Below are 11,961 nucleotides of genomic sequence, written 5' to 3'. Positions count from 1 at the left end.
TTAGTCCTCCTCCAGGATCACGTGGCGGAACGCGCCGTCCTCGTAGATGCCGTAGCTGTGCGTGCCGTCCTTGGGAATGCTCACGCTACCGGGGTTGAAGAGCCACAGGCCCGGGTGCGCGGCGCTTTCCTCGTTGACCTTGATGTGCGTGTGGCCGTAGACGAGCGCGGAGCCCTCGGGCAACGCGGGCGCATGGTCGACGCTGTTGTGCATGCCGGCGCCAAAGACATGGCCGTGCGTCAGGAACAGCTCGCGGCCGGTCTCGTCGAACAGCATGGCGTAGTCCGCCATGACGGGAAAGTCGAGGACCATCTGGTCGACCTCGGCGTCGCAGTTGCCGCGCACCGCGATGATGCGGTCGGCTAGGGCGTTGAGCAGCGGAATCACGCGCTTGGGAGCATAGTCGCGCGGCAGGTCGTTACGCGGGCCATGGTAGAGCAGGTCGCCCAGCAGAACGATGCGGTCGGGCTGCTCGGACTCGATGGCGGCACAGAGGCGCTCAGCCCAGTATGCCGAGCCGTGGATGTCGGAGGCGATGAGGTATTTCATGGTGGTCCTTTCGGTGAGGTTGATGGGGTGGGTGTGGCGCGTCGCCGACCGTGTCACTCAAATTGCAGAGCCGCGGCTTGTGCTGCCTGCATCACGCGCTGGAGCGGCACACCGTGCTCGCGGGCAAGGCGGGCGCAGTCCTCGTACTCGGGCGCTGCACGCTCGCTGCCGTCGGGCAGGGTGGCCACCTTGACGGGCACCTCGCCCCATGGCGTCGTCACCTGCTCAAAGCGGCGTGGCAGGCAAACGCGTTCCATGACCTGGCGACGGATGCCATTGGTCGTGGTTTCCAAAAAGATGATCGTCTGCAGGCGCTCGATGTCCTCGTGGGCGCAGATTACCTGCAGCTGCCAGCCGAGACGGCCTTTCTTGCAATAGACGGGCAGCCAGTGCACCTCGCGCGCACCCGCCTCGCGCAGGCGGTCGGCGGCGTAGGCAAGCACCTCGGGCGACGCGTCATCAATATCGCATTCCAGCTTGACGATGGTTTCGGGCGCATCGGTCTCGCGGGACAGCGGGGATGTGCTATCGCATGGCATACGGTCCGGCTCCTTTCCGCGCGGGCTCGTTTTGTTCATCCAAACGCTAGCACATCGCGGGCGGCGCAGGGGCGGCGTCATGGGATAGGTGCGACTTTTGCTGGGCGCAAGTGCTGGCGCGCTCCAACGCCGGCCCGCTCCACTCAAACGTGTACGTCAGCCTCCAAACATGTCATTTTTTGTCGGTTTTGGAGGCTGACGTACATGTTTTGAGGCAGGGTCGATGTCGTGCGGCAGCCCTTGCGCGCCGCCTGCCCTTTCCAGTCGGTTTCGACTTGTGGCGTTCCCGGCGCGCCAGGGGTCGCGCCATTACAATGGAGCGGATTCGCCAAATGCAAAGGAGTCGCCATGTCCGCCAGCCCGCTGGTCGATTGCCATACTCATACCTCGTTTTCGGATGGCCATGCCTCGTTTGAGGACAACGCCCGCGCTGCTGCCGCCACCGGCTGCCGCGTTATGGTCTCGACTGACCACCTCACCCTGCCCGCCAGCATGGACGCCAACTGCGAAGTGCAAGTTGTCGAGGGCGACCTGACGGCGCATCGCCTAGCATTTGAGGATGCCCGCAAGCTTGCCGCGCAGATCGCGTCGGAGCTCGAGCTTATCTATGGCTTTGAATGCGATTGGTACGAGGGCTGCGAGCCTTTGGTTGAGCGCTGGTCCCAGGGCGCCGTCGTGCGCCTGGGCAGTGTGCATTGGATTGGCAACCCAGGCGATATCATGGCCGGCGCCGCGGGTACGGCGGGAACGGAAAACGTCGCTCGTCCCGATACGCCCGATTCGCGCTGCGGTTGGATCGACGATGATACCGACCTGCATGTTTGGGAAAACTTAGGCGTGCGCGGCGTGTGGGAGCGCTATGTCGATGACTGGTGTCGCGCCTGCGAGAGCCCGCTCAACTTTGATGTGATGGCTCACCCCGACCTGGTCATGCGCTTTTCGAAGGAAGGCTTTGCGCCCGACTTTGACCCCGCGCCGTTCTGGGGGCAGATGGCAGAGTGCGCGCACGATACGGGCCGCCGCGTTGAGGTCTCGACCGCCGCACCGCGCAAGGGCCTCGACGACTACTATCCCGCGACCGGATTGCTGCGTTGCTTTGCCCACGCCGAGGTGCCGATCACTTTTGGCTCGGACGCACACCGCGCCTGCGACATCTGCTGGAACATCCGTGAAGCCCAGGCACACGCCTACGACTGCGGCTACCGAACCTTCGGCATCCCCCACGCCACCGGCGAATGGGAATCCACACCCCTCGCCTAAGACTAGTGGCGGCGGGCGTTGAGTTCGCCGGCTAGCTCGTCGAGGGTGATACCGTAGCGCTCGAGCGTCACGAGCAGGTGGTAGACCAGGTCGCCGGCCTCGTAGCGAATGTGATCGTGGTCGTTATCCTTGCAGGCCATGATGACCTCGCTCGACTCCTCGGCAAGCTTCTTGAGCAGCTCGTCCTCGACGTCGGTCAACAGACGAGCGGTGTAGCTCTCCTGCGGCGATGCGTCGCGACGGCCGTGAATCACCTCGGCGAGCCCCGTCAGCGTCTCACCGATATTTCCATCCTGAACGTTTGCGGTGCGCACACCCATAGTTCAATCCTTTCTGATTGGCCAAGCGCCTGGTCGAGCGCCCGCCCTACGCGAGTTTCCTAAAGAAGCAGGTACGGTTGCCGGTATGGCAGGCCGGACCCGGCGAGTCGACCTTGACCAGCAGCGTATCGCTATCGCAGTCGGCCCAGAGCTCCTTGACCTCTTGCATATTGCCGCTCGTCGCACCCTTGTTCCAGAGCTCCTGGCGACTGCGGCTCCAAAACCACGTGGTACCGGTCTTAAGCGTCAGCCCCACCGATTCCTCATTCATCCAGGCAACCATAAGCACCTCGCCAGTGTCATACTGCTGAACAACACAAGGAATCAGCCCGCGAGCGTCGTACGTAAGATCAGACGCTTCTATTACCTCAGTCATCATTTCTCCCAAGTAATTACCGTAAACCCCACAGGTCGGCGAGGGTTGTCCAGGTGCCCGAGATTCCGAGCGACAAGCCCGACGACGCGTACTTAAGTACGCGAGGAGGGTTGGAGCCGGAAGGTCGGGTGCCTGGGCAAGCCGCAGCATTAGAAGTCCAACCTCACAGGAATACCTTGAGAGGCCATATACTCTTTGACTTCGCGGATGCTGAAGGTTCCAAAGTGAAAGACGCTGGCCGCCAGCACGGCGTCGGCTTCGCCCTCGATCACACCCTCGGCAAAATGCTCGAGCGTACCCACGCCGCCGCTCGCGATGACGGGAATCGGCACCGCGCGCGCCACGGCGCGGGTGAGCGCCAGGTCAAAGCCAGCCTTGGTGCCGTCGCGATCCATGCTGGTCAGCAGGATTTCGCCGGCGCCGCGACGAGCCGCTTCATCGGCCCACGCCACCGCGTCGATGCCCGTGGCGTTGCGACCGCCCGCCGTGAAGACCTCCCACTTGTCGGCACCGGATGCGCCGGGCAAACCAACGCGCTTGGCATCGATCGCCACGACCACGGCCTGGCTGCCAAACGCCGCGGCAGCCTGGCTAATCAACGACGGGTCGCGCACGGCCGCCGAGTTGAGCGACACCTTGTCGGCGCCGGCGGCAACCATGGTCCGCATGCCCGCCAAGTCGCGAAAGCCGCCGCCCACGGTATAGGGAATGGCCAGCTCCTCAGCAGCATGCGCCGCCATCTCGATAGTCGTCGCACGATTGTCGCTTGTGGCGGTAATGTCCAGGAAGACGACCTCGTCCGCACCCTCGCGGTCGTAGGCGCGGGCCAGCTCCACCGGGTCGCCCGCATCGCGCAGGCTCACAAAGTTGACGCCCTTGACCACGCGGCCGTCCTTAACATCCAGGCAGGGAATCACGCGTTTGGTAAGCATGGGCTACTCCTCCCCTCGGACGGCGTCCAGTGCCTGGGCCAACGTAAAGTTGCCCTCGTAGAGCGCGCGACCGGTAATGGCGCCCTCAATCGCGTCCTCACCCACCGCGGCCAGTGCGCGGATGTCGTCGAGCGTCGAGATGCCGCCCGACGCCACGACGGGAAAGCCCGCGACCTCGGCCACGTGGCGATACGTCGCCACGTCGATGCCCGTCTGCATGCCGTCGCGCGCGATGTCGGTGTACACCAGGTGCTTGAAGCCCAGCTCGGTGAGCTGTGCCACGGCATCGTCGAGTGACACGCCCGCGCCATCACGCCAGCCGTTCACCTTGACCTGACCGTCGCGCGCGGCGATGTCTGCCACCAGCAACTCACCAAAGCCTTGGGCCGCCACCTCGGCAAAACCCGGCTCGGTCACGAGCACCGTGCCCAGTGCGATGCGACGCGCGCCGTAGCCGGCCAGCTCGTCGATGCGTGCAAGCGAGCGGACACCGCCGCCCACGTCCACAGACAGACCGTCGATGCCGCAGATGCCCTTAATCGCCGCCGAGTTGGCAGCGCACGTGTCCTCGTCCTCGCCAAAGGCAGCAGACAGGTCGACGACGTGCACCCAGCTCGCACCCTGCTCGGCAAATGAGCGGGCGACTGCCACGGGGTCGTCGGAATATACCTTGCAGCGGCTGCGGTCACCGCGCTCCAGGCGCACGACCTTGCCGCCAATCAGATCGATTGCGGGAAACAGGATCATCGGCCGGCCTCCTCGACGATGTTGACGAAATTCTTAAGGATGCGCTGACCCAGCGCGGAGGATTTCTCGGGATGGAACTGGCAGCCCCACACGTTGCCATGGCGCACGATGCATGGGAAGCTCCGCGTATAGTGCGTGCGCGCCAGCACATCGGCGGCATCGGCGTCGTCGGCCACCGCGTAGCTGTGGGTGAAGTACATATTGGCGCCCTCGGTAAAACCGGCGAGCAGCGGATCGGCCGCACCGGTGGGCGTCATGTGTACCTGGTCCCAGCCCACATGCGGCACCTTCAGGCGACTCGATTCCAAGCGCGTGCACGAGCCACGCATAATACCCAGGCCATCGACCCAGGGGCCGCCGACCCGCTCGGAGGCATCGTCGTCCGCGTCCGCGCCCTCGTCCGCAGGCACGCCCTCGTTGCCGCGCTCAAAAAATAGCTGAAGGCCCAGACAGATACCGAGCAGTGGAGTTCCGGCGGCGACGGCATCGAGCACCGCGTCCGCCTCGCCGCTCTGGCGCATAAAGGCAATCGCGTCATAGAACGCGCCCACGCCCGGGATGACCAGGCCGTCGGCATTGCGGATCTGCTCCGGATCGTCCGATGTGCAGGCGGCGGCACCGGCGCGCGCAAGCCCGCGCGCAACGCTCGACAAGTTGCCCTTGTGGTAGTCGACCACCACGACCTTCGGTTCGCCCACGCGACCCTCCTTTTCCCCATTCAAAACCTGTCCCTTTTTTGGCAGGTTACAGCGATCCCTTGGTGCTGGGGATGCCCTGCACGCGGGGATCGAGCTCGCAGGCGCGGCGCATCGTGCGGCCCACGGCCTTAAAGGCGGCCTCGATAATGTGATGCGAGTTGCCGCCCGCCAGCTCGCGCACGTGCAGCGTGAGCTTGGCGTCGCGCGCAAAGGCGTAGAAGAACTCGACGGCCAGCTCGGTATCGAAGCTGCCCACGCGCTCGGTCGGCACGGGCAGCTCGCAGTAAGCCTGCCCGCGGCCCGAAATATCAACAGCAGCCATCACAAGCGTCTCGTCCATGGCGATCGCCGCGTCGGCAAAGCGCGTAATGCCCGCCTTGTCGCCCAGCGCCTGGCAAAACGCCTCGCCCAGCACAATACCCGTGTCCTCGACGGTGTGGTGCGCATCGACCTCCACGTCGCCCACCGCGTGCACCGTCAGATCGAACAGACCATGGCGGCCAAAAGCGTTGAGCATGTGGTCGAAAAACGGCACGCCGGTCGAGATATCGCACACGCCGCTTCCGTCCAAGTCGAGCTTTACGACAATGTCGGTCTCGCCCGTCTTGCGGGTTACCTCGGCATAGCGGTCCATCTACATCTCCTCCTTCACCAGCGCGGCAAACGCAGCCAGCATCTCGTCGTTTTCCTGCGGGGTACCCACGGTAATGCGTAGGCAGTCCGCGAGCCCCGGCGCGTAGCTAAAGTCGCGCACCAAAATCGAATACTCGTCGCGCAGACGCTCGCGCACGCGCGTGGCATGCGGCGTGCGCACGAGCACAAAGTTCGCCGCGCTCGGCCACGCCTCCACGGGCAGACCCTCGGCAGCCATTGCGCGCAGGGCACACAGTTCGCGCTCGCGCTCGGATGCAACCTGTGCCACCACGGGCGCGTACGCATCGCGGGCACGCACGCAGGCAAGCGCGGCGGCCTGGCTCAGCACATTGACCGAATAGATCTGGCGAATCGCCGCAAACACATCGATGACCTCGGGCGCCGCGATCACATAGCCCAGACGCGTGCCGGCAGCGCCAAACGCCTTGGACAGCGTATGCAGAATCACCAGGTTGGGATGCTCGGCGATAAGCCCCTGCGCCGTGGTAGCCGCGCCAAACGAATCGTCCGCAAACTCAACGTAGGCCTCGTCGACCATGACCATGCCGGGGCACGCATCGCACAGGGCCGCGACAAAGTCGAGCGGTGCCACGTCGCCCGTGGGGTTGTTGGGCGAAGTCACGATGGCCAGGCTGCACTCCGGCGCCGCGGCAAGCACGGCTGCCTGGTCGAGCTCAAAGCTCGCCGGGTCGCGCCACACGTCGCGCACCTCGGTCTGACAGAGCGATGCAAAGAACGCGTACTCGCTAAAGCACGGCGGGCAGTTGAGCAGGGTCCGCCCCGCGCCGCCAAACGCCAGCAGGTAGTTATAGAGCAGCTCATCGCCGCCGTTTCCCACGCAAATATTCTCACGCGCCACGCCATGCCAGGCAGCAAGCTCATCGCGCAGCTCGTTGGACATGGGATCGGGGTAGCGGTTGAGCGGCGTGGCAGCCAAAGCCGCGTCGATCGCCTCGCGCACGCCGGCCGGCACGGGATAGGTGTTCTCGTTGGCCGAAAGGTTGATGCGCGTGGGCGTAAAGTTAGGATCGTAGGGCTCGATGCCGGCCAAGTAGGGCTGGACGAGCTCCTTCATGCGCGGCGTGAGTTCGGCCATGTTAGGCCTCCCCGCCGGTCGCGCCAGCGCCATCCGAGCCTGCAGCCGCCAGGTCCACACCCTCGGCGACCGTCGCCACAGCGTCGCCCGGCCAGGCGACCTTGGTCAGGTCGGCCGCGGCCAGTGACCCGACGCTCACGGCATCCTCGCCCTGCTCCAGCACGCGACGACGCAGGGCGGCAGAGAGCGCGTGCGCCCACAGGCCCTCGGCCTCGGCCAGGCGCTGCGTAGCGGGAGCATCAGAGAGCAGGCCTTCGGGCGTATAGCAAATGACACTCGAGCGCTTAACGAACTCTTCGACCGAAAGCGGGTTGGAGAACATGGCCGTGCCGCCGGTCGGCAGCGTGTGGTTGGGGCCGGCAACATAATCGCCGAGCGGCTCGGAGCTCCAAGCGCCCACAAAGATGGCGCCGGCGTTGCGAATGCCGCCAAGCAGGCCCATCGCATCCTTGCAGTGCAGCTCAAGGTGCTCAGGCGCCACGGTGTTCACTGCCTCGACGGCGGCAGCCATGTCGGCGGCCACCACGATGGTGCCTTCGTTGTCGAGCGAGGCACGCGTGATTTCGGCGCGTGGCGACTGCGCCACCAGAACGTCGATACCCGCCTCGACCTCACGCGCAAACTGCTCGTCGCAGGTCACCAGATAGCAGGCCGCCAGCGGATCGTGCTCGGCCTGGGCCATCAGGTCGGCCGCGACTACCATGGGCTTGGCCGTGACGTCGGCCAGCACGCAAACCTCGGAGGGGCCAGCGACCATGTCGATTCCCACGTCACCCGAGATGATCTGCTTGGCCGCGGCAACAAAGGCGTTGCCCGGTCCGGTGATTTTGTCGACGCGCGGAATGGTCTCGGTACCATACGCAAGTGCGGCCACGGCCTGAGCGCCGCCCACCATATAGATCTCGTCCACACCGCCGAGCTTTGCCGCGGCGAGCGTGTAGGGACTGATCAGGCCGTCTTTTTGCGGCGGGGTCACCATAACCACGCGCTTGACGCCGGCGACCTTGGCGGGAATGGCGTTCATGAGCACGGTGGAGGGATATTGCGCGCGGCCGCCCGGTACATAGATGCCGGCCGCCGCGAGCGGGGTCACCTTAACGCCGAGCATCGTGCCGTCCACACGCGTGGTAAACCAGCTCTGCTCGACCTCGCGCTGGTGGAACTCGCGAATCTGGCGCGCGGCCTTCTCAAGCGCGGCGACAAAGGCCGGGTCGAGGCCTTCGAGCGCGGCATCGATCTGCTCCTGCGGCAAGCGGAAGCTCTGCAGCTCAACGTCGTCAAAACGCTGACAGTAATCGCGCACCGCGGCATCCCCGTTGGCACGCACGTTGGCCACGATATCGCGGGCGGCGTCGACGATGTTTTGCGGCAGCACGCCCTTGCGGTTGAGCTGATTGGTAACGAGGCGCTCACCGGGAGCAAGCTTGATGGTCTTCATATCGGTATCCCCTATCGGTCGAGGTTGTGTTCGAAAAACGAGAGGCCGGGCGGCGGCGCCAATCGGCCCGCAGCCCGTACGTTGGGGCGCCCGTGCGCGCTCGCGCTATTGTGCCGAGCCCGCGACGGGCTCAAAATGCTTGTCCTTCACGGCAGCCGCCAGGCGATCGGCCAGATTGCGTACGCGCGGATCCAGGCGCGCAGCACCCGGATTGACAAAGAAGCGGGCCGTGCAGTCCATGATGCGGCCGGTGATGACCAGGTCGTTGTCGCGCAGCGTGGCGCCCGTGGCGGTGATGTCCACGATGCGATCGGTCATGCCGACGATGGGGCCCAGCTCGATGTTACCGTGCAGCGAAACGATATCGGCGTTCACGCCGCGCTCGGCATACCAGGCACTCGCGATGCGCGGGTACTTGGTGGCCACGCGAAGCGACCCGCGACGGGCATAGTTGCGCTCGGCCTGGCCAGCGCGCCACGCGGGCTCCGCCTCGATAAAGGTGCACAGACCATAGCCCAGGTCGACCAGCTGCAGCAGGTTGAGGTCTGCCTCGATGAGCGAGTCCCAACCGCAGATGCCGCAATCGGCACCACCGCAGCCCACAAAGGCAGGCGCATCGCTGGGACGCACGATGACAAACTCGATATCGCCGACCGCGCCCTCGCCGGCACGCGTGTCGCGGCCGCGCACGATCAGGTGACGGCCGGGGTCACGCAGCTCAGAGACGTCCAGGCCCGCGGCCTCGAGCACGTCGAGCGTGTCGGCCTTAAGCGAGCCCTTGGGCACGGCGATGCGCAGCGGGCCCTCGGCGCCACGGCCCGCGGCGTGATCGCCGTCGGAAGCGGCATCCTCGGCCGAGGTGCGCGCGGCCTCCAGGCGCTCGAGCGAAAAGGCGAAGCCCGCCGCCGGCACTTCGATGCCGTCGCCAAATGCGCCGGTAAAAATGGAATCATAGCGTCCGCCCGAACCGACCGGATCGGGCAGTTCGCCGGCATAGGCCTTAAAGACCAGGCCCGTGTAGTAATCGAAAGAGTTCATGATAGAGAAGTCAAACGACAGCACCTGGGCGTCCTCGGGTGCCAGGCCCTCAACCAGGGCACGCAGCTCGCGCGTCAGCGGCGCGACAATGCCCGCCGCCGCCAGCAACGCATCGACGCGGTCGAGCACCTCGGCGCCGCCGTGCAAGCGCGGCAGCTCGCTAATGGCGGCCTTGACGGCATCGGACTCGGTGCTTGCCGCCACGCGGGCATCGAGGCCCACAAAGTCGTTGGCGTGCACGCAGCGCAGGGCCTCGGCGGCCAGCTCGCGATCCTCGCACGCCGCGAGCAGTTCCTTAAACGGACGCACGCTACCTGCGATAATGCGCGCATCGAGCAGTACCAGCTTACGCACGGCCTCGGCCACGAGCGAGACGATCTCGACATCGCCCGCAGTATCGCCCGCACCGATAAGCTCAAAGCCCAGCTGTGTAAACTGGCGCGAACCACCGGCATTTCGCTGACACTCACGAACCACCGGCGCCTCGTAGCGAAGGCGCAGGGGCAGGTCGGCAGCGCGCATGCGGGTCGAAACCAGACGCACGATCGGCAGTGTGTTATCAGGACGAACCACCAGCAGACGACCATCGTCGTCAAAGAGCTTAAACGGCGTGTCTGCAATGCGCCCGCCTTCCTCGAGCGAACCCTTGTCCTCGAGCAGCGGCGTCTCGACCGGCAGGTAATAATGCTCCCTGAAGCAGCCCTTCACCGTCAGCGCAATCTCCTCGCGCGCCTGAGCCTCCTCGGGCAATATGTCCCGGAATCCCCACGGTGTGGCCGTCATCTGGTGAGCCTCCTCATGCTGTGTTTCATATAGAACAGAAGACCGGCGTAGCTCCGCCGGTCTTCTGGGTACTTTAGCATACTAGAGTGCTTGCGGGGAGAATCGTCTCTCACGGCTCACAGCGTATTCATTTGGAAACATTGGAACGGATTGCCCGCGGCCCGCCTCTACAGCGAAGGGCATCGACAGTCCATCCGAAAAAACGTCCGAGCTCCCGCTCGCTCAGCGGAAGAGTTTACAGACGAGGGCCGGGGAGGCGTGCTTTGTTTTGAGAAGTGGGCTCCGCGAACTTCTCAAAACAAAGCACGCCTCCCCGGCCCCGGCAATGTAATTTTTGCTGACCAAAGGAAGATGCGCAGCCCCAAGGCCGCAACAGCAAAGTCACCATTACATTAAAAAAATATCAGCCCCCGCAGATCGAAACGGTCGAGAGGGCCTTGCCCGGCTGGGCGGCCTTGCTCCGGGAAGTTCGCGAAGCCCACTTCCCGGAGCAAGGCCGCCCAGCCGGGCAAGGCCCCAGCGCGAGACCGTCCCGAATGCCTACCCGCACAGTGTGGCTACGAGTGGGATGGTCAAAATGGAGCAGATGATCGACAAAAACGTGCACTGCATCATGGGGCGTGCATCCTTGCCGTATTGTAGGCAGTACAGCGTACCGTTGCTGCCCACCGGCATTGCCATCTCGAGCACAAGCGTCGCGATAAACATGGGCGTCATGCCCGGCCACATGCGAGCCACGGCAAGACACGCTATCGGCACGACAACCAGGCGAAATGTCACGGCGACATACGCACGCCAGTTGGTGAGCATCTCGAGCGGACGGTACTTGGCGATAGACGACCCCATGAGCAACAATGCCGCCGGAGTGGTCATGGTGCCAACGATGGAAATCGAGTCGCCCAACACGCCCCAATCGGTCCATCCGGTTAGCACGATCCCAAGCACAACAGCACTTGCAATGAGACCAGGACTCTTGCAGCAGGCGGCAATATTGCGCATCTGCTTTTTAAGGCCTCCATCCATTCCGCTAAATAACATGGCACCGACGGTAAACATAAGAAGGTTTAGGGGGATAAGCGCAATCGATGCATACAACAGCGCTTGTTTTCCCAACACCGCCGAAATAACCGGAAAACCGATAAACCCGGCATTACCGAAAAGCACGGCGAAGCGATACGAGCATTCTGTCCCTTTGGGAACGCGAAGAGCAGCGGTGACAGCAAACGCGATAACGGTCGCCACCACATACATCACAAAGGACAGACCCATGAGCGAAAACGTCTCGGCAATGCTCGGAAGCTTCACATCATCGCCCAGCGCTGACGAAAGCACCAAGCACGGTAGCGCCACCTGCAACAGCAGATGCGACAGCTCGCGCTCGAACTCCGCTTTCATAAACCCCAGCTTGGCGATACACCACCCCAACAAAATAGGCAGCGAAACCGTCAACATCTGAAGCGCCACACTCGTAAAGCTCATGCTTCCCCCTTATCTATTCCACGAGGGCCGGGGCGCCTGCTTTGTTTTGAGA

The 11,961-nt window shown here is 64.1% G+C and carries 13 protein-coding genes; 1 reads left to right on the top strand and 12 read right to left on the bottom strand.

What is annotated here, in order from left to right; genetic code table 11:
- Both yfcE and larC read right to left on the bottom strand, forming a co-directional pair.
- A complete protein-coding gene (yfcE, locus tag AAAT03_RS05905) occupies positions 1-549 on the bottom strand; it encodes a phosphodiesterase (RefSeq protein WP_349102840.1) in 549 nt (182 codons plus the stop codon).
- 53 nt (positions 550-602) lie between these two features.
- Positions 603-1,088, bottom strand: a complete 486-nt coding sequence (larC, locus tag AAAT03_RS05900; protein ID WP_349102839.1) for a nickel insertion protein — start codon at positions 1,086-1,088, stop codon at positions 603-605.
- Between the two features lie 348 nt (positions 1,089-1,436).
- On the opposite strand from larC, the gene AAAT03_RS05895 reads away from it, so the two are divergent.
- Entirely contained in the window at positions 1,437-2,348 is a 912-nt protein-coding gene (locus AAAT03_RS05895) for a PHP domain-containing protein (protein ID WP_349102838.1), read from the top strand.
- A 2-nt stretch (positions 2,349-2,350) separates the two neighbouring features.
- Here AAAT03_RS05895 and hisE read toward each other — a convergent pair whose 3' ends face one another.
- From hisE to AAAT03_RS05845, 10 genes are all read right to left on the bottom strand, one after another.
- Positions 2,351-2,668, bottom strand: coding sequence for a phosphoribosyl-ATP diphosphatase (gene hisE, locus AAAT03_RS05890; protein WP_148332629.1), 318 nt, complete (start codon positions 2,666-2,668; stop codon positions 2,351-2,353).
- A 46-nt stretch (positions 2,669-2,714) separates the two neighbouring features.
- Positions 2,715-3,044, bottom strand: coding sequence for a phosphoribosyl-AMP cyclohydrolase (hisI, locus tag AAAT03_RS05885; RefSeq protein WP_349102837.1), 330 nt, complete (start codon positions 3,042-3,044; stop codon positions 2,715-2,717).
- A gap of 149 nt (positions 3,045-3,193) precedes the next feature.
- Positions 3,194-3,976 carry an imidazole glycerol phosphate synthase subunit HisF gene (gene hisF / locus AAAT03_RS05880; RefSeq protein ID WP_349102836.1) on the bottom strand — a complete coding sequence of 261 codons (783 nt, stop codon included), beginning with the start codon at positions 3,974-3,976 and terminating at the stop codon, positions 3,194-3,196.
- Between the two features lie 3 nt (positions 3,977-3,979).
- Positions 3,980-4,723 carry a HisA/HisF-related TIM barrel protein gene (locus AAAT03_RS05875; RefSeq protein ID WP_349102835.1) on the bottom strand — a complete coding sequence of 248 codons (744 nt, stop codon included), beginning with the start codon at positions 4,721-4,723 and terminating at the stop codon, positions 3,980-3,982.
- Entirely contained in the window at positions 4,720-5,421 is a 702-nt protein-coding gene (locus AAAT03_RS05870; protein ID WP_349102834.1) for an imidazole glycerol phosphate synthase subunit HisH, read from the bottom strand. Before AAAT03_RS05870 ends, AAAT03_RS05875 begins: the two co-directional genes overlap by 4 nt.
- Positions 5,422-5,467: 46 nt before the next feature.
- Positions 5,468-6,055, bottom strand: a complete 588-nt coding sequence (hisB, locus tag AAAT03_RS05865; protein ID WP_117757617.1) for an imidazoleglycerol-phosphate dehydratase HisB — start codon at positions 6,053-6,055, stop codon at positions 5,468-5,470.
- Entirely contained in the window at positions 6,056-7,171 is a 1,116-nt protein-coding gene (hisC, locus tag AAAT03_RS05860; protein ID WP_349102833.1) for a histidinol-phosphate transaminase, read from the bottom strand. It lies immediately after the preceding gene.
- A 1-nt stretch (position 7,172) separates the two neighbouring features.
- The gene (gene hisD, locus AAAT03_RS05855) at positions 7,173-8,609 is read right to left on the bottom strand and encodes a histidinol dehydrogenase (RefSeq protein ID WP_349102832.1); all 1,437 of its coding nucleotides are present in this window, start codon (positions 8,607-8,609) and stop codon (positions 7,173-7,175) included.
- Positions 8,610-8,714: 105 nt separating this feature from the next.
- Positions 8,715-10,430, bottom strand: a complete 1,716-nt coding sequence (gene hisG, locus AAAT03_RS05850; RefSeq protein ID WP_349102831.1) for an ATP phosphoribosyltransferase — start codon at positions 10,428-10,430, stop codon at positions 8,715-8,717.
- 540 nt (positions 10,431-10,970) lie between these two features.
- A complete protein-coding gene (locus AAAT03_RS05845) occupies positions 10,971-11,909 on the bottom strand; it encodes an AEC family transporter (RefSeq protein WP_349102829.1) in 939 nt (312 codons plus the stop codon).
- Positions 11,910-11,961 lie beyond the last annotated feature (52 nt).

Origin of the sequence: Collinsella sp. CLA-AA-H167 (genome assembly GCF_040095305.1) — a bacterium.
GTDB lineage: Bacteria > Actinomycetota > Coriobacteriia > Coriobacteriales > Coriobacteriaceae > Collinsella.
Note: the sequence above shows the minus strand (reverse complement) of the source record. Positions and strands in the feature narration are given on the sequence as shown.